The following is an 18,008-nucleotide window of genomic DNA, read 5'->3' as shown; positions in this document are numbered from 1 at the left end:
GCTAAATGAACTTAGTATTATTTTTATTCATTCTTCTTTTTTCAGTTTCTTTATATTTTTTTTCCAAATCAAGAATTGGATATTTTGCTAGTAGTAAACAATTTAAATTAAAAGCATTACCAAAGTATTATGCTTATTACTTATCATTGTGGTGTGCGTTACCCGCACTTATAATTTTGGTATCATGGAATATATTAGAGCCAGCTATTATAAAAAATTTAATTTTTTCCAAAATTCAAACTGATAGTTTAAAAGCAATATCAAAAGATGAGCTTAATTTAATTTATCAAAAAATTAAAGCTTACTATACTGGAAATTTTAGCGGCCAATTAGATGAAAGTATCAAATTAGGAGCTGAACAATATAAACGTCTCCTCTCAGTTGCCACGAGCTCTAAGGTAGTTGTTTTTTTATCAGCAATTATTTTGTTTTCAGGACTTGCCTTGAAGAATATTTCAAACAATGTTCATGCAAGAGAGGGTGTTGAAAAAATAATAAGAATTATTTTGTTTACAAGTTCTGTCGCAGCAATTCTAACTACTGTGGGTATTATATTTTCACTCTTATTTGAAAGTATTAAATTTTTTACTACTATTAATTTTTTTGATTTTATTTTTGGTACATCATGGAGTCCTCAAAAGGCTTTTGTGAGTGATGCTTCTGCAGAACTAACAACTGCTCAACTTAAAGAACTAAGTGAAGCATTTGGTGCAATACCGTTATTTGCCGGAACTGCATTTATTGCTTTTATCGCGATGTGCGTTGCAGTTCCTATTGGATTATTTTCAGGAATATATTTTGCTGAATATGCCGGTACAAATGTTAGAAAATTTGGAAAGCCTATAATAGAAATATTAGCAGGAGTACCCACTGTTGTTTACGGGTTTTTTGCAGCATTAACAGTTGGTCCTTTTTTTAGAATATTAGGAGAGTCCTTGGGATTAGAAGTTTCATCCGAAAGTGCGTTAGCCGCAGGTTTAGTCATGGGTGTTATGATCATCCCATTTGTTTCCTCATTAACCGATGACGTAGTCAATGCTGTACCACAATCATTAAGAGATGGATCGTATGCAGTTGGCGCCACAAAATCAGAAACAATCAAAAAAGTTGTATTTCCTGCTGCGTTACCCGGAATTGTTGGATCAATCTTATTGGCTGTCTCAAGAGCAATTGGAGAAACTATGATTGTCGTGATGGCCGCTGGTTTAGCTGCAAATTTAACAATCAACCCATTAGAATCAACAACCACAGTCACAACACAAATTGTAATGATCTTGGTAGGCGATCAAGAGTTTACAAGCGCAAAAACGCAAGCAGCGTTTGCTTTAGGTTTAACATTATTTGCAGCCACTTTAGTTTTAAATTTTATCGCTTTAAGAGTAGTCAAAAAATATAGAGAACAATATGAATAAAGAACTAAGAAGAAAAAAAAGGTATCAAGCAGAAAAAAGATTTCAACTTTATGGAATTATTGCAATTTCATTAGCATTATTTTTTGTAGGGTTATTAGTTTTTAAAGTTTTTTCAGATGGAACAAGTGCTTTTTCAAGAACAATGATCAAGCTTGAAGTTACATTTGATGCAAATAAACTAGGGATCACAAATGTTAACGATAAAGACGAAGTTGATAATGCAGATTACTATACTCTAATTTATGAGGAATTTATTAAAAGTTATCCTTTCTCAAACCGCGAAGAGGAAAAACAAATAATTAAATTATTAAGTCCTGATTATGAATTTGAAGCAAAAAATTATTTTTTAAAAAATAAAGATCAATTAAACAAAACAGTAACACTTTTGCTTACAGCATCAGATGATTTTGATCAGTTACATAAAGGTAACTTTCCAAGAGATATTCCAGAAGATCGAAGGAGATTATCTAATTATCAACTAAAAATTTATGATCAGTTTTTGAAAGACGGAAAAATAGAAAAAATATTTAACAACTACTTATTTTCAAAAGGAGATAGTCGTGATCCAGAATTAGCAGGTTTTGGAGGCGCCATATTAGGATCATTATTTACTATTTTGATTTGTCTATTAATTTCATTTCCAATAGCTTTAGCAGCAGCAGTATACCTTGAAGAATTTGCTCCAAAAAATAAGCTGACTGATTTAATAGAAATCAATATCAATAATTTAGCAGCAGTTCCGTCTATAGTTTTTGGATTATTAGGGCTGGGAATTTTATTAAATGTTTTTGAATTACCAAGGTCTACCCCATTAGTTGGTGGAATTGCATTATCGCTTATGACTTTGCCCAGAATTATAATCCCAGCACGCGCATCTCTAAAAGCAGTTCCTCCGTCAATACGCGAGGGGGCTTTAGCTATGGGGGCTTCAAAAGTCCAAACCGTATTTCATCATGTTGTACCACTAGCTATGCCAGGAACTTTATCCGGAACAATCATTGGTCTTGCTCAAGCATTAGGTGAAACAGCACCTTTATTATTAATTGGAATGGTAGCTTTTGTGGTTGAATTGCCAGGCAGTCCAATGGACCCATCAGCCTCACTACCTGTTCAAGTTTACTTATGGTCAGAATCTGCGGAAAGAGGCTTTGTGGAAAAAACATCCGCAACAATTATGATGTTACTTGGTTTTTTAATTGTTATGAACTCGCTTGCTGTGTATGCAAGACAAAAATTTGAGAAAAAATGGAACTAGAAAATAAAAGAGAAGCAAAAGTTATAAGTAAAAATATCGATGTTTTTTACGGCGATAAACAGGCTTTATTTGGAATTGATTTAGAAATTTATAAAAATGAAGTTACAGCTTTAATTGGCCCATCGGGTTGCGGAAAATCTACTTTTTTAAGATGTATTAATCGAATGAATGATGTGATTGATATTTGTAAAATCACAGGTGAGATAGAAATAGATAATTTTAATATTTATAAACCTGACGTCGATGTAGTTCGTTTAAGAGAGAAAGTTGGAATGGTTTTTCAAAAACCAAACCCTTTTCCAAAAAGTATTTATGATAATATTGCATACGGTCCCACAATTCATGGGATTGCTAATGATAAAAATGAAATGGATCAAATTGTAGAAACAAGTTTGCAAAAGGCAGCTTTATGGAATGAGGTAAAAGATCGACTTCATGAACCAGGAACAGGCTTATCAGGTGGACAACAGCAAAGACTGTGTATTGCTAGAGCTATATCTATTAATCCTGAAATTATTTTAATGGATGAGCCTTGTAGTGCTTTAGATCCAATTGCGACTGCAAAAATTGAAGAACTCATAGACTCTCTTAAAAGTTCATTCACCATTGTAATCGTAACACACTCAATGTCACAAGCCGCAAGAGTTTCTCAAAGAACAGGATTTTTTCATTTAGGAAAGTTAATAGAAATGGGTGAAACTGAAAAAATATTTAAGAACCCTAATAATACCATGACTCAAGATTATATAACTGGTAGATTTGGATAATTTATGAGCGATGAACATATTGTAAAATCATACGACGAAGAGCTTCAACATTTAAATGATAGCTTGGTTCAAATGGGAAGTTTAACTGAGAAGTTACTTCACGACTCTATGAATGCAATAACAACAGTAGATAAAGATGCTGTTAGTAAAATTGTTGAAAGTGATGCTAAAATTAATAAGTTTAGATCATCAATTGATCAACAAATTATGACTATATTAGTAAAAAGATCTCCTGTCGCAATAGATCTTAGATATGCAATTTCAACTTTAAAAATTTCACAAGATCTAGAGAGAATTGGAGATTTGGCAAAAGGTAATGCAAAGAAAATTTTACCCTTGCCAGATGATCTGCCACCAGAAATGTTGAAACGAATAGAGAGTTTGGGAGAAATCGTACAAAAACAATTAAAGTCTACTTTAGATTGTTTTATAGAAAAATCTGTTCAAAAGAGTTTAGATACAATTAAAAACGATGAACAGGTTAATGACTTAGCGACTGCCTCAATAAAAGAAGTGTTAGAATTTTTATCTAAAGATAAAAAGAATTTAGATTTTGCAACAAATTTACTTTTTGTTTGTAAAAATTTAGAGCGAGCCGGTGACCATCTTTCACGTATTTGTCAAAATGTTCATTACCTAATAGAAGGCGATTATCCGCAAAAATAATTTATGGGTGCTAAAGTCTTTTTAGTTGAAGACGAACAGTCAATTATAACTTTAGTTGAATATAATTTAAAAAAAGAGGGTTTTAAGTTTTTGGTTTCTAGCAATGGCGAAGAAGCTCTTCATGAAATCAAGGAGCAAGAACCTGATCTAGTTTTACTAGACTGGATGCTTCCAGACCTTTCTGGTATTAATATTTGCAGATCCTTAAAAAAAGATAAAAAGTTTCAAGATCTTCCAATCATTATGCTGACCGCCAAAGGTCAAGAGGAAGATAAAGTGGCTGCACTTAATGCTGGAGCTGATGATTATATTACAAAACCTTTTGGTCATGCAGAATTAGTTGCAAGAATTAATGCATTATTACGAAGAAGCAAGCCAAGAGTGGCAGAAGATAAAGCTGTTTATGAGGATTTAGTTATAGATCGAATACAAAGAAAAGTTTTTAGAAATGAAGCTCAGATTGATCTTGGGCCCACAGAGTATCGTATGTTAGATTTTTTCATTAAAAATCCAAAACGAGTTTATTCTAGAGACCAACTGCTTATAAATGTTTGGCCTGATAATATAAACGTAGAAAATCGAACAGTAGATGTTCATATAAGAAGATTAAGAAAAGCAATTAATTTAGATGGTACAAAAGAATTAATTAGAACTGTAAGGTCTGCAGGATACTCTTTAGATTAATTTGCAGTTGGCAATTTAATCTCAAATTCGCTTCCTTTATTTAATTCACTTCTGATATTAAGCTGGCCACGATGCTGATTAATTAAATGTTTTACAATTGCCAAACCTAAACCTGTACCACCAACTTTTTTACTTTTTTCTGGATCAATTCTAAAAAATCTTTCTGTCACGCGCCCCAAAGAAGTTTTGGGTATACCATATCCTTGATCAATAATTTTGATTTCAACAAAATCACCTTTTATCTCAGCTTTTACAGATATTTCTTTATTTTCGTCACTATATTTAATTGCATTTTCAATAATATTGTAAAAAACTTCTATTAATTTGTTCTGATCGCCTAAAACAATCATATCGCTTGAAATAAGATTTGAGATTTTAATTTTTTTATTTTGAGACAAGGTTTCTAAATTTAAAATCACGATATTAATTATATTTTTAATATTAACTTTATCGTTAGGTCTTTTATGTTCTTCTTGTTCAATTTTAGAAAGCGTTAATAAATCAGTAATTAATTGATCCATTCGATTGGTTTCATTTTTCATAATATTTAAAAATTTCTGTTTTGCAGCATCGTCAGATTTTGCAGGTCCATCTGTAATCGTTTCTAAACCAAGTTTAATACTCTGTAGTGGTGTTCTAAGTTCGTGTGATACGTTTGCAACAAAGTCAGACTTTAATTTTTCAATTTTCAGAAGGTCAGTTAGGTCTTGGAGCACAACCATAATTGTAAAGTTTTCATCAAAAAGATTTTCTTCAATATAATACAAGTTAGCTTTAAAAAATTGATAAGTTGGAAAATTAATTTCAGAGTTTACAGAAGAGTTTTTTTTATTTTCAAAAATATTATTAATTGCTTCTATAAAATTAGTATCTCTGATGATTGAGGCATAATGGTTTGCAACTATTTTTGAACCAAATTGATTTTTAGCAGCTGTATTAGCAAAAACAACATTTTTACTTTTATTTAAAATAAAAATTTGATCCTGAATTAAATTTAAGGCTTTAGTCCACTTTACATTTTTGCCTTCATCTTCATCATTTCTATTTTTTGGAGAAAACTTAAAATTATTATTTTTTGAAAAAAATTTTATGATTGCAAAAGCAATAATAAATCCTAAAAAAAAATATAAAAATTTCATACCTAATGATATTATAAATTTGTTACAGATTTATTAAATATTTAAATTTTAATTAAGTAGTATGGGGTTAATTTAGCCTAATCTTTAAACTATCATAACAAGGGTTTATATTATTTTTTTTGATTTTCTTTTTTAATTTAAAGTAATCTAAGTCTTGATTTAAATTAGTTAAATAAGCTTTTTTTGGATTCATAATTTTAATATAATGAAGACATTCTGCTAGATTAACATGTGTATTGTGCTCTTTGTATCTAAAACAATCGATGATTAAAACATCTAAATTTTGTAATTTTTTAAGCTCAGAATCATTTATCTTTTTAAAATCAGGAATATAAGCAAAATTATTTATTCTATATCCAATAGTTTTCATTGTGCCGTGAATAACGTTTATAGCTTGAATATTTAAATTTCTGATTTTTTTCTTATTTGAAATGATATTGCTTTTTAATACTGCTGGATAATTTTTTTGGTTAATAAAAAGATACTTAAACATCTTTTTTAAACTTTTTTCAGTAAATTTAGTTAAGTAAATATTAAATTTCTTTTTATATTTAATATAAAATGTTCTTAACTCATTAATTCCCAATATATGATCAGCATGTGCGTGGGTAAAAAGAGCAAAATCAATATTATTGATTTTATTCTTCAGTAATTGAAATCTAATATCTGGAGAGGTATCGATAATAAATTTAATATTTTTTATTTGGACAAATATTGAGCATCTCGTTCTAATATTTTTAATGTTTTTTTTGCATTGCCCCCAATCACCATCTATTTTTGGAACACCCTGAGAGCTTCCGCAACCTAAGATTTTTATGAAGTTTTTTGTCAATTTTTCAACCCTTGGTTTATATTACTAAATAATCTGTAATCCGATAGCCCTTATCGTTTTTTCTTTATTGTAACAAATGATTCATATTATTAAGTTATTAGTACACTTAAGTGCAACTCAAATAGGGGGAGAAATATGCAGTTAATAAAAAAGACACTGGTATTATTTACAGCCCTTTTGCTAGGAACTAACTTTGCATATTCGAAATGTAAAGATCCTAAGCAATTAAGGTTTTCAATAATACCTACCGAAGAGTCATCATTTGAGCTTGATTTATACAGACCAGTATTAAAAAAATTAAAAGCAAATACTGGAAAGAAAATCGAGTTCTATATGCCTACTTCATACGCATCAGTTGCTGAGGCGTTAATCGGAGGCTTCGTTGACGTAGCAGTATTAGGTCCTTACGGATACATCACTGCGAAAAAGAAAGATAAGTCAATTGAAGTGTTCGCAACTTATGCAAAGAAAAAAGGGTACATGCAAAAAGAAGGTCCTGGATATGAATCAGTATTGATTTCAAAGAAAGGGTCTAAATTTACAACTCAAAAATCTTTAAAAGGTGCAACAGTTGGACACGCTGACCCTGGAAGTACTTCGGGAGACTTAATACCAAGAGTCGTTTGGGCTCCAAGTATGAATACTGATGCAGATAAGTTCTGGAAAAGAATCGTCTACACAGGTGGTCATGACTTAACAACTTTAGCAGTACATAGTGGAAAAATTGATGCTGGCTTTGTAGCTAGTCACCGATTTGATAACGTTGTATCTAAAGGTAAAGTAAAGTTATCTGACTTTAATATTCTATGGAGATCACCTCCAGTCCCACAAGACCCTTTCGTCTATAGTGGAAAATTATGTGATCCTATAAAAAAAGCGATCAGATCAACTTTCTTAGAACTTGGAAATGATCCAGGAGCTAAAAAATTCTTAGACAACCTAAAATCATCAAAATTTGTTGCAATGACTGACAAAGACTATGATGTGATTAGAACTTTAGCTAAAGCTAAAGCTGAGTTTAAGAAAAAGAAAAAGAAGTAATTCCCTGAATAGTTAATCAATCACGCGTTTATAATTTTATAAACGCGTGATATGGGAGAAAATATTATGAGTGAAAAAGTTTTAGAAGTTAAAAATTTGAATTTAACATACACCAAGGGTGGACCTCAGGTGTTATTTGATATCTCTTTTGAAGTTATGCAAAATGATTTTTATGCAATTATTGGACCAAGTGGTGCGGGAAAGTCATCATTAATTAGATGTATTAACAAACTAGCAAATCCAAATAACGGAGAAGTAAATTTTAAGGGAGAACAGTTATTAAGCCTTGGTGGTCAAAAATTGAGAAACGTTAGAAGAAGAATTGGTATGATTTTTCAAGAATTTAATTTGATTGATCGAATGTCAGTTATAGATAACGTTTTGACTGGTAGATTGGGTTATATGAATACTTTTTCTAGCCTGTTTCGTATGTTTAGTAAAAAAGATGTGGGTCGTGCAATTCAGTTTATTGAAAAAGTAGGTTTGAAGGATTTTGCAAATAAGAGAGTAGACCAGTTGAGTGGAGGACAGAGACAAAGAGTTGGTATTGCAAGAGCTTTAATGCAAGAGCCAGAAATGCTTTTAGTTGATGAGCCAACATCGAGTTTGGATCCAAAAATTGCTGTAGAAATGATGGAATTAATAAAGCAAATAGCTGATGAATTAAAAATTCCAGTTTTATGTAATATTCATAATATTGAACTTGCAAAACAATTTGCAAATAAAATTTTAGGCTTACAAGATGGTAAAAAGAAATTTGATGATGTTACTGAAAAGTTAACTAATGATGTTTTGCAGGATCTATATAAATTCGAGGTTCTTTAAAAATGAGCGAATATCAGTTAACTATAGATGATTATTCGAAACAAAATTCATCCAAAATATTAAAAAAAGTAATTTTTTATGTTTTGTTAATTGCTGTTATATTTCTTAGCGTATATTTCATAATTATATTAGATACTGATTGGCACCGAATTGGTTCAGGTGCATCAATATTAAAACAATTGTCTTATTTCATTGGCTTAGATGCAAAGATTATGCCCCATCTTATACTTCCAGCTTTTGAAACATTTTTAATGGCATGTCTTGGCACAATGTTAGGCTTGTTATTATCATTACCGGTAGCATGGCTTGGAGCTAAAAACGTTACACCATTAGGGAGTCTAAGTTTTGGTTTTGCTAGAATGTTAATGACAATTAGTCGATCAGTACACGAGATTATTTGGGCGTTAATATTTGTTGGTGCGGTTGGTCTTGGTGCTTTACCAGGTATACTGGCTTTGGCATTTAGATCTGTGGGTTTCATTTCAAAAATTATTGCAGAAAATATTGAAGGCGCAGATAAAAAACCAATCGAGGCTATTAAAGCCGCTGGTGGTTCGGGGTTTGATGTGATGTATTATGGAATTATACCCCAAATACTACCTACAGTAATTGGAACAATTATTTTTGAATGGGACATTAATATTAGAAGATCAGCTGTCATGGGTTTGGTTGGAGCAGGCGGACTAGGACTCGCTTTCTTCAGGCAGATGCACATGTCTAATTATCCAGGAGTGACTACAGTAATCTTATTTATTGTTGGTTTAATTGTGATTGGAGAAATTTTATCTCACTATTTAAGAAAGAAGATAATTTAAAATATGAATAATAACGAAATTTATAAAAGAAATAATGCAAAAAACTTTATTTATGTAAGTTTATTTTTCTTCGTCATTTATCTTTGCTTTCTTTATCTTGGTATTGATTTTGAAAGATTCTTTTCTGCCTTAGGTAGATTTGGAAGTTTAATAGCAAACCGATATTATCCTGTTGAAATTCCATATGTATTAGAGCCTGGTTACCTAGGATCAATATTAGATAGTATCCAAATGGGTTATCTCGGTTTAGTTATTGGAGTTATAATAGCATCAATATTAGCTTACTTTGCTGCATCAAATATTACACCAAGCAAAAGAATTGGATATTGGATTGGAAAGTTTTTTATAATTTTCTCAAGATCTATTCATGAAACTATCTGGACAATATTATTTGTAACAATAGTTGGTTTTGGAATGTTAGCCGGAACAATGGCTCTGACCATGTACTGTATTGGATTTTTTGGAAAACTATTTTCTGAAGAATTAGAAAATGTTGATATGAAACTTGTAGAAACAATGAGATCTAATGGAGCCAATGAAATGCAGGTTTTTGCTTTTGGTGTTTGGCCTCAAGTAAAGACAGCATTTACAGGTATTTTAATTTATACGTGGGATGTTTGTTTTAGAGCATCAACAATCATTGGTTTTTTTGGTGCAGGAGGAATGGGCTGGTATTTAAAAAGAAATGTCTTGCAATTAGAGTATGCTAGAACTTCTGCAATTATTGTCTCAATTATTGTTTTAGTTATTTTCTCAGAGGCTTTATCTGCCTACATGAGAGATAAAATTTATAAGGAAACCCAGTAGTGTTGAAGAATCATCAAAAAGAGTTGATGGACTCAATAAATAATTTTTTAGATAATATTCTTAATATTAATAATTTATTTAAAAAATTATTAGAAAGTTATTTTAAAAAAAATTTTGATGAAGTTGAAAATATTACCAACCAAATCTCAGACCTTGAAAGCCAATGTGATAAAATTAGAAGAGAGGTAGAAAGAAAGATATATCAGGAAACACTCATACCAGATATGCGTGGCGATGTTTTGGGAATGCTGGAAAATTTAGATAAAATCCCAGGACAAATTCAAGCTAACGCACATAGTTTTAATACAGAAAAACCAGTCATTGAGAGTGAACTCAGTAAAAATTTTTTACAGTTATGTGATTATGCCTCAGAATGTATAGCTTTATTGATAGAAGGTTCTAGAAACTTTTTTATTGATAAAAAAGTAACAATTGAAAAATGTTTACAAGTTTCAAAAATAGAAAGTAAGGCAGATAAAGTGAGCACAGTTTTAAAAAAGAATATTTTTTCAAATGAAAAAAATGGGTTAGCTACAAAAGTTCATTTGCGATATTTTGTTGAAATTATGGATGAAGTCGCAAATTTATCAGAAGATGTTGCGGATCGTCTAATTATATCATCTTCTAAAAATTAATTATGTTTGAAATATTACTAATAGCCATATTGGCTATCATTGTTGGAACTAATGATGCAGCTAATGTTTTTGGGTCTGCAGTTGGATCTAAAATGCTAAAATTTAATTTTGCAATCATATTTTTCTTTATTTTTATAATTATTGGGGCACTAATTAACGCTAAATATCCTTCAGGAGTTTATCAAAATTTATTGACAAATTATCCACTTTTTAGCGAAGTTTATTTGGTATTAGTTCCTGTAATATTAGTAACGTTAATTTCTCTAAAACTAAAAATACCAAGCTCGATTTCACAATCAATTATTTTTTCTTTATTCGGATTTGCATTAGCTAAAGGCTTTAGCTTTGATAACAGTTTATTTTTTAAATTAATTTACTTTTGGTTAGCTACTCCAATCATTGCTTTTATTTTATCCATATTTTTTTGTTATTTAATTCAATTTATAATTAGTTTTTTTAAATTTAATGTTTTTCAAATCGATTACCAAATTAGATTAAGCTTAATTTTTTTTGGATGTGTTGCAGCTTTTGCTTTAGGATCTAACCTTACCGCTTCAATTGTTGGAATTTATTCTCCTTATTTGAATTTAGACTTAAATTTTTTTAACAATCAAGTTTTGATTAATGAAAATAAATTATACTTTTTTGGATCATTTTTAATTGGACTAGGAGCTTTAATTTTTTCCCAACGAATTGTTCAGAGTGTCGGGTCACAAATCTCTGCAATAAAACCAGTTTCTGCGCTAGCAATATTACTAACACAAATAATTATCTTATTAAGTTTTTCATCAGATTATTTAATTCAAAAAATTAATATTATTCTTCCTTTTGAAATTTTTGCTATGCCATTGTCAGCATCGCATATTACTTTTGCAGGAATTATTGGTGTAGCATCTTTTAATAAATTTAGAGAAGTTCAACCGGCGCATACAATGAAAATAATTGTATCTTGGTTTTTAATTCCTTGTTCAGTTTTTATTCTAAGTTATTTTATTTCCTTAACTTTTTGATAAATCAGTAAATTTTGGAATGATATCGTAAAAGGCTTTGATGACATTAAAATCATATCTTTTTTTAAGACAACATACATACTCAGTAGCGTAGAACTTTGTATTTTTGATATTTATAAATTTTATATTAGGAATATTTACTTTTTCACCACTATATACAAATCCAATACCTAAGTTTTCTTTTACAGCTTCATAAATCCCTTCTCTGCTTCCAATTTCAAATAGTTTCTTTTTTACACCTAAATGAAATAATTCTTTTTCAACAAGCGCTCTAGTTTTCGAGCCTTTTTCACGAACTATAAATGTTTCGTTTATAATTTCTGAAAAATTAACAGAGTTTTTCTTTGCTAACTTATTTTTTTTTGAAACAAATCCAATTAATTTATCTCTTACAAGTGGTTTAGAATAAATCTCATCTTCATCTGAGATGTCTGCAAGAATTCCTATGTCAATTTCTTTTTTTTTTAATTTATTTAAAGTTATTTCAGAATTTCCAAATAAAATTGATAAATTTACCTTTGGATATTTTGATGAAAATCTTTTTACAAGACCCATCAAATGCACAGGTGCAACTGTGCCAATTCTTAAGGTTCCTGAGGTCAAGTTTTTTGCAGAACCTAGTAAATTTATTGCCTGTTCATGAATATCGTTAATACCACTTGTTATATCAAATAATTTTTTTCCATATTCTGTGAGACTTATTCCATTAGCTTTTCTTAAAAATAGTTTTATTTTAAATCTAGATTCTGCTTCTCGTATTTGTTCTGATATTGCTGATTGCGATACATTTAATTTTTTTGCCGCTGCGGTAAAGCTTCCAAGCTCAGCTACAGCATTAAAACTTCTAATTTGAGTAAAGTTCATAAGAAATTTATATACTAGATATACATAAAATATAATGGGTTGGGGTTAACAATTAAAGTAATATAGGTCTTGAGAAATTTAAGTATGAAATCAGTAAAAGTTAACGGAAAAACTTACAGTTGGCCTACTAAAACAACAATAGTTATTTGTTTAGATGGAAGCGAACCTGGCCCAAAAGGTTATATAGATACAGCAATTTCAATGGGCTTGATGCCTTTTATGAAATCAATGATTTCAAAATCAACTTATGAAATTGGTAAATGTGCTATGCCAAGTTTTACTAATGTGAATAATATGTCTATCGTTACTGGAACAACACCTGATGTACATGGAATTTGCGGTAATTTTTTCTTTGATCCAGAGATAGGTAAAGAAACATTGATGAACGATGACTCCTTTCTAAGAACATCTACTATTTTTGAAGCATTTGAAAAAGCAGGTGCAAAAATAGCAGTTATAACTGCTAAAGATAAACTAAAAAAATTATTAGGAAAAAATTTGAAAGAAGCGATATGTTTTTCTTCTGAAAAAGCAGATCAAGCTAATTTAAAAGATAATAGAATTGAAAATGTCCTAGAGTTAACAAAAAAGCCTTTACCTGAAGTTTATAGTTCTGATCTTTCGGAATTCATATTTGCTGCAGCTGTAGAGATTGTAAAAAAGCAAAAATTAGATTTAATTTATTTATCAACCACAGATTATATTCAACACAAGTGCGCTCCAGGAAGTAAGATAGCTAATGACTTTTATCACATGATTGATGGGTATTTACAAAAACTATATGACCAAGGGTGTGAAATTTGTTTTACGGCAGACCACGGAATGAAAGGCAAAACTAATGAAGATGGATCTTTAAATTTAATTTATTTGCAAGATGAATTAGATAAAAAATTTGGAAAAGATTTTTGTAATGTAATTTGCACCATCACAGATCCTTATGTAGTTCATCATGGTGCATTTGGTTCTTTTGTGACTATTTATTTAGAAGATAAAAATAAAATATCTGAGGTCATTAAATATATTAAAACTATTAAGGGTATTGATTTTGTATTATCTAACGATGATAGTGTTAAAAAATTCAATCAACCTAAAGATCGTATTGGCGACATAGTTGTTACTTCAGATGAAAACTTTGCAATTGGTAAAAAAGAATCTGATCATGATTTAACAAAACTTAAAGAGCCACTTCGTACCCATGGAGGAATGGGGGAAAGTGATATCCCAATATTTTTATCAAAAAAAATTGATCAAAGTTATAAGTCTAAAGGTGTCCTAAGAAATTTTGATATTTTTGATTTAGCATTAAATTATGGATGATAAAATTTTTAAAGTTAAAGGAACTTATGTTGCAGGAGAGTGGCATAATAATATAAATAGATACGATATAATTAATCCATCTAATAACAAAAAATTAAGTGACGTTCCTATTTCAGATATTAAGGAACTTCAAAAAGCAGTTGAAGCTGCAAAACAAGCACAAAAAGTTTGGCAAAAAACTTCACTGATTGAAAGAGCAAACCTTTTAGAAAAATTAGCGAAAAGGATAGAGGAAAACGAGGAAGAATTTGCGTTAATTGACTCATATGACTCTGGAAATGCTCTAACTGGAATGAGAAAAGATGTTAAAGAAACGGTTAATAATATTCGTTATTTCTGTGGCTTGGTTAGAGAAGTTAAAGGTGAGACATTTTCAATGGAAAAAAACCATTTAAATTTCACACGTTATCAGCCTTACGGCGTAGTTTTAAAGATTAATCCTTTCAATCATCCATTTAGGTTTTGTGTAGAGAAAATTGCTGCTCCATTATTAATGGGCAATTCGTTGATAATTAAAAATTCTGAACAAGCACCAATTTCGTCTTTAAGATTTTGTGAATTGTTAGAAGATTTATTTCCAAAGGGTTTAATAAATGTTGTTACTGGCGGACCAGAAAATGGAAAATTTTTGGTTGAGCATCCAGACATTAAAAGAATTGCAGTTATAGGCTCAGTTAATACTGGAATTGCTATTGCTAAAACAGCAGCACCTCAACTTAAAAACGTTACCCTAGAACTTGGTGGCAAAAATCCAATTATAGTTTTTGATGATGCAGATCCTGATTTTGCTGCAAATTTAGCGATTAAAGGTATGAATTTAAGCCGTCAAGGGCAGTCTTGTAGTTCAACGTCGAGAGTTTTAGTTCACAAAAAAGTTAAAAATAAGTTTCTTAAATCATTAGTTGAAAAAGCAAAAACTATTCCAATCGGATTACCGTATCATGAAGAAAACGAAATTGGTCCAATTGTATCAAAAAAACAGTTTGATAGCGTTATGGCTTATATTCAATCTGGAAAAGACGAAGGTGCAAAACTTCTTTTAGGTGGAGACCAAAATGTTTCAAATGATCTTAAAGAAGGTTTTTTTATAAATCCAACTATTTTTTGCGACGTAAAGCCAAATATGAAAATTGCCAAAGAAGAAATTTTCGGTCCAGTCATATCAGTTATAGATTGGGAAGATCATGATGAAATGATCAAAATAGCCAACTCAACACAGTATGGTTTAACAACTATGATTGTTACAGAGTCATTGTCAAATGCTATGAAAACATCAGAAGAAGTTGAGGTTGGTTATGTTTGGGTAAATACTTCTGGAAGGTACTCCGGAGCACCTTATGGAGGTTGGAAATTGAGCGGTATTGGTGTCGAGGAATGTTTTGATGAGATGAAAGGTTACGCTAGACTCAAGAATATTAATATGAAGTGGAATTAATGTTTAAATATCACAATCCATCAAATATTTTTTTTCAAACAGGGTTATTAGATAACCCTGAAAAATTATGTGATTTAATAGGTAAAGGTGATTACTGTATTTTTACTTATAGCGATGATGTATTTAAAAAGTATTGTGACAAAATAAAAAAGGCTATTGGTGAGCCAAAACTTATTATAAATAATATTTTACCCAATCCTGATTATGAAAATCTTAAAACTATTTCACAAGAATATAGTCAAAAATGTAAATCAATCAAAAAAGTCATAGCTTTAGGCGGTGGTTCAGTGATTGATACTGCAAAATTTATAGTTTTAGGAAAAGGTGACTTTGCCACAACAGTTAATTATCTAGAAAAGAAACAAGATTTTATTGAGCCAACAGATGTTGATTTAATCTCTATTCCGACGACGGCTGGAACGGGTAGCGAGTTAACATGCTGGGCAACAATTTGGGATGAAAAAAATCAAAGAAAACACTCATTGATTCACCCTAGTTTGTTCTCAAAATTATCGTTATTTGATAGCAACTTGACTTTGTCTTTACCGAAAAAAATCACAATTGAAACTTCGTTAGATGCAATATCACATGCATTTGAAAGTATATGGAATATTAATTCTAATCCAGTATCAAATATTCATGCCATAAATGCTATTAAAATCATAATGAGCAATCTTCCTGATTTAATAAATGATTTAGAAAATATCCAATTACGAGAACAGATAATGAAAGCATCAATGTATGCAGGCTTAGCATTCTCAAATACAAAAACAGCAATATCTCACTCTATTTCTTATCCAATTACACTGAAATATAAAATCCCACACGGAATTGCTTGCTCATTTACGTTGCCCATTATACTTAAATCAGTTCAGGGATTAGATGTGGTTTGTGATAAGAATTTTAAATCGTTATTTTCAGATTTTGAAAGCGCTCCTGATAAATTAAAAGAATTTTTTACTAAAATTAATGTTTCAACAAACTTTAAAGATTACATAGGTAATGCGAATGACTGGGATTTAATAGTAAAGGAAGCTTTTTCTGGAGAACGAGGCAAAAATTTTATTGGAAATTATAAAAGAGTATTGCAAGCCCAAGAGTCTCTAGGATACTAATTTGGATAACTTACTGTTTTTATTTATTTTATCTGGAGCTGTAGGTCATGTAATCTGGAATATATTATTAAAACAGTCTAGCAACAAAATTGAATTTACAAGAGCTTTTACTCTTTTTGGAAGTATAGTCTTATTTCCTTTTTTATTTTTTTTTGAGCCATTACCAAAAGAAGCCTGGCCATTCTTTATTGTAACAATGATCATACATGTTTTTTATAAAATCTTTCTTTGCAAAGTATATGATTATGCAGGCATTTCTTATGGTTATCCAATTGCAAGAGGTTTGCCGTCTTTAATTATCTTAATACTAACACCAATTTTTTTTAAAGATGACCTGTCTTTTTTAAATCAAATTTCTGTAATTGTAATTTCTATAGGCATTTTGTTATTAGTTTTTGCTGAGGGAAAATTTAAAAAAATTAATTTTAAAGGATTGTTGTACAGCTTAATTGTAGCATCAATTATTGTATCTTATTCTATTATAGACGCAAAAGGAGCAAGATTGTCTAATGCGCTTATTTATTTGCTCTATTATTTTGCACTAGATGGTTTTTTATTTAACGCAATATCCTTATTTTTATTTAAAAAAAATAGAATAACCTTTAAATTTTTCAGAAATAATTTCAAAAAGATTACAATTGCTGCAGCTTGTAGTGTTTATTCTTATTTTCCAGCAGTATATGGATTTACAGTCGGAAAAGTTGCAGTAGTTGCTGCTCTAAGAGAAGTAAGCATTCTATTTGCTTCAATATATGGTTTAATTGTACTTAAAGAAAAAGGTGGTTATCTAGCTTTTTTTTCGGCTTTGTTGATTTTATGTGGTTGTGTTGTTATTAAACTTTTTTAAATTAAAAAAGTAGATGATATTTTGCAAAAATTTGTAAGAAAAAAATCAGGAATTAATAACTGGGGCCTTTTTGCAGGGCAGGATTTTAAGAAGGGTGAAAAGGTTATTGAATATAAGGGTAAAAAATATACCCATAAACAAGTTGAGGAAGATGATCGGTTTGATAATTCTAAAGCTATCTATTTATTTACACTAAATAAAAAAACCGTTCTTGATGGTGATACTAAGTCTAATACTGCAAAATATATTAATCATACGTGTGATCCAAATTGTGAAGTTGATATTATTAAAGGAAAAATTTGGATTATAGCGACTCAAGATATTAAAAAAGGAGATGAACTTTCTTACGATTATGGGTTTGGATATGATAAAGATTTTAGACAATTTCCTTGCAAATGCGGATCAAAAAATTGTTGTGGTTATATTGTAAGAGATGACCAGCGATGGAGAATTAATCGTAAATTTGCAAAAACCAAACAGGGCCGACTAAAGAATAAGTAGGAAACAAACCCATTTACTGGTAATTGGTCAAACGAACCCAA

At 30.2% G+C, this 18,008-nt stretch carries 19 protein-coding genes; 16 read left to right on the top strand and 3 right to left on the bottom strand.

What is annotated here, in order from left to right:
* The first annotated feature begins 5 nt into the window (after positions 1 to 5).
* The 5 genes from pstC to phoB are packed head-to-tail and all read left to right on the top strand — an operon-like array spanning position 6 to position 4,784.
* The gene (pstC, locus tag ACTTAQ_RS04710; RefSeq protein ID WP_440696001.1) at positions 6 to 1,412 is read left to right on the top strand and encodes a phosphate ABC transporter permease subunit PstC; all 1,407 of its coding nucleotides are present in this window, start codon (positions 6 to 8) and stop codon (positions 1,410 to 1,412) included.
* Complete coding sequence (pstA, locus tag ACTTAQ_RS04705) at positions 1,405 to 2,667, top strand: phosphate ABC transporter permease PstA (RefSeq protein WP_440695999.1); 1,263 nt, start codon at positions 1,405 to 1,407, stop codon at positions 2,665 to 2,667. The genes pstC and pstA overlap by 8 nt, the downstream gene beginning before the upstream one ends.
* Positions 2,658 to 3,434 carry a phosphate ABC transporter ATP-binding protein PstB gene (gene pstB, locus ACTTAQ_RS04700; protein WP_440695997.1) on the top strand — a complete coding sequence of 259 codons (777 nt, stop codon included), beginning with the start codon at positions 2,658 to 2,660 and terminating at the stop codon, positions 3,432 to 3,434. The genes pstA and pstB overlap by 10 nt, the downstream gene beginning before the upstream one ends.
* Positions 3,435 to 3,437: 3 nt before the next feature.
* On the top strand, positions 3,438 to 4,100 hold the full coding sequence (phoU, locus tag ACTTAQ_RS04695; RefSeq protein WP_440695995.1) for a phosphate signaling complex protein PhoU: 663 nt from the start codon (positions 3,438 to 3,440) through the stop codon (positions 4,098 to 4,100).
* 3 nt (positions 4,101 to 4,103) lie between these two features.
* Positions 4,104 to 4,784, top strand: a complete 681-nt coding sequence (phoB, locus tag ACTTAQ_RS04690; RefSeq protein WP_440695993.1) for a phosphate regulon transcriptional regulator PhoB — start codon at positions 4,104 to 4,106, stop codon at positions 4,782 to 4,784.
* Here the strand turns inward: phoB and ACTTAQ_RS04685 are convergent.
* Complete coding sequence (locus tag ACTTAQ_RS04685) at positions 4,781 to 5,923, bottom strand: ATP-binding protein (protein WP_440695991.1); 1,143 nt, start codon at positions 5,921 to 5,923, stop codon at positions 4,781 to 4,783. The genes phoB and ACTTAQ_RS04685 overlap by 4 nt on opposite strands.
* A 67-nt stretch (positions 5,924 to 5,990) precedes the next feature.
* Positions 5,991 to 6,755: an MBL fold metallo-hydrolase gene (locus ACTTAQ_RS04680; protein WP_440695989.1), complete on the bottom strand. Its 765-nt coding sequence runs from the start codon at positions 6,753 to 6,755 to the stop codon at positions 5,991 to 5,993.
* 135 nt (positions 6,756 to 6,890) lie between these two features.
* Between ACTTAQ_RS04680 and ACTTAQ_RS04675 the strand changes: the two genes are divergently transcribed.
* The 6 genes from ACTTAQ_RS04675 (at position 6,891) to ACTTAQ_RS04650 (ending at position 11,888) form a co-directional block, all read left to right on the top strand.
* Positions 6,891 to 7,796 (top strand): phosphate/phosphite/phosphonate ABC transporter substrate-binding protein, encoded by a 906-nt coding sequence (locus tag ACTTAQ_RS04675; protein WP_440695988.1) that lies wholly within the window; start codon positions 6,891 to 6,893, stop codon positions 7,794 to 7,796.
* Positions 7,797 to 7,862: 66 nt separating this feature from the next.
* A complete protein-coding gene (gene phnC / locus ACTTAQ_RS04670; RefSeq protein ID WP_440695986.1) occupies positions 7,863 to 8,621 on the top strand; it encodes a phosphonate ABC transporter ATP-binding protein in 759 nt (252 codons plus the stop codon).
* A 2-nt stretch (positions 8,622 to 8,623) separates the two neighbouring features.
* Complete coding sequence (gene phnE / locus ACTTAQ_RS04665; protein ID WP_440695984.1) at positions 8,624 to 9,436, top strand: phosphonate ABC transporter, permease protein PhnE; 813 nt, start codon at positions 8,624 to 8,626, stop codon at positions 9,434 to 9,436.
* A 3-nt stretch (positions 9,437 to 9,439) separates the two neighbouring features.
* Positions 9,440 to 10,243: a phosphonate ABC transporter, permease protein PhnE gene (phnE, locus tag ACTTAQ_RS04660; RefSeq protein WP_440695982.1), complete on the top strand. Its 804-nt coding sequence runs from the start codon at positions 9,440 to 9,442 to the stop codon at positions 10,241 to 10,243.
* 26 nt (positions 10,244 to 10,269) lie between these two features.
* A complete protein-coding gene (locus tag ACTTAQ_RS04655) occupies positions 10,270 to 10,878 on the top strand; it encodes a DUF47 domain-containing protein (protein WP_440695980.1) in 609 nt (202 codons plus the stop codon).
* A gap of 2 nt (positions 10,879 to 10,880) precedes the next feature.
* Entirely contained in the window at positions 10,881 to 11,888 is a 1,008-nt protein-coding gene (locus ACTTAQ_RS04650; protein ID WP_440695978.1) for an inorganic phosphate transporter, read from the top strand.
* Here the strand turns inward: ACTTAQ_RS04650 and ACTTAQ_RS04645 are convergent.
* The gene (locus tag ACTTAQ_RS04645) at positions 11,877 to 12,752 is read right to left on the bottom strand and encodes a LysR substrate-binding domain-containing protein (RefSeq protein ID WP_440695976.1); all 876 of its coding nucleotides are present in this window, start codon (positions 12,750 to 12,752) and stop codon (positions 11,877 to 11,879) included. The two genes, ACTTAQ_RS04650 and ACTTAQ_RS04645, sit on opposite strands and share 12 nt — an antisense overlap.
* 84 nt (positions 12,753 to 12,836) lie before the next feature.
* On the opposite strand from ACTTAQ_RS04645, the gene phnA reads away from it, so the two are divergent.
* The 5 genes from phnA to ACTTAQ_RS04620 are packed head-to-tail and all read left to right on the top strand — an operon-like array spanning position 12,837 to position 17,967.
* The gene (phnA, locus tag ACTTAQ_RS04640; RefSeq protein ID WP_440695974.1) at positions 12,837 to 14,069 is read left to right on the top strand and encodes a phosphonoacetate hydrolase; all 1,233 of its coding nucleotides are present in this window, start codon (positions 12,837 to 12,839) and stop codon (positions 14,067 to 14,069) included.
* On the top strand, positions 14,062 to 15,504 hold the full coding sequence (locus ACTTAQ_RS04635; protein WP_440695972.1) for an aldehyde dehydrogenase family protein: 1,443 nt from the start codon (positions 14,062 to 14,064) through the stop codon (positions 15,502 to 15,504). The genes phnA and ACTTAQ_RS04635 overlap by 8 nt, the downstream gene beginning before the upstream one ends.
* Positions 15,504 to 16,619, top strand: a complete 1,116-nt coding sequence (locus ACTTAQ_RS04630; RefSeq protein WP_440695970.1) for a phosphonoacetaldehyde reductase — start codon at positions 15,504 to 15,506, stop codon at positions 16,617 to 16,619. Before ACTTAQ_RS04635 ends, ACTTAQ_RS04630 begins: the two co-directional genes overlap by 1 nt.
* Before the next feature lies 1 nt (position 16,620).
* The gene (locus tag ACTTAQ_RS04625) at positions 16,621 to 17,466 is read left to right on the top strand and encodes a hypothetical protein (protein ID WP_440695968.1); all 846 of its coding nucleotides are present in this window, start codon (positions 16,621 to 16,623) and stop codon (positions 17,464 to 17,466) included.
* A 21-nt stretch (positions 17,467 to 17,487) separates the two neighbouring features.
* Complete coding sequence (locus tag ACTTAQ_RS04620; protein WP_440695966.1) at positions 17,488 to 17,967, top strand: SET domain-containing protein; 480 nt, start codon at positions 17,488 to 17,490, stop codon at positions 17,965 to 17,967.
* The last annotated feature ends 41 nt before the right edge of the window (positions 17,968 to 18,008 follow it).

It is taken from the genome of Candidatus Pelagibacter sp. HIMB109, assembly GCF_052048155.1.
GTDB lineage: Bacteria > Pseudomonadota > Alphaproteobacteria > Pelagibacterales > Pelagibacteraceae > HIMB114.
The sequence above is the reverse complement of the archived record's forward strand: the minus strand, read 5'-3'. Positions and strand labels throughout refer to the sequence as shown.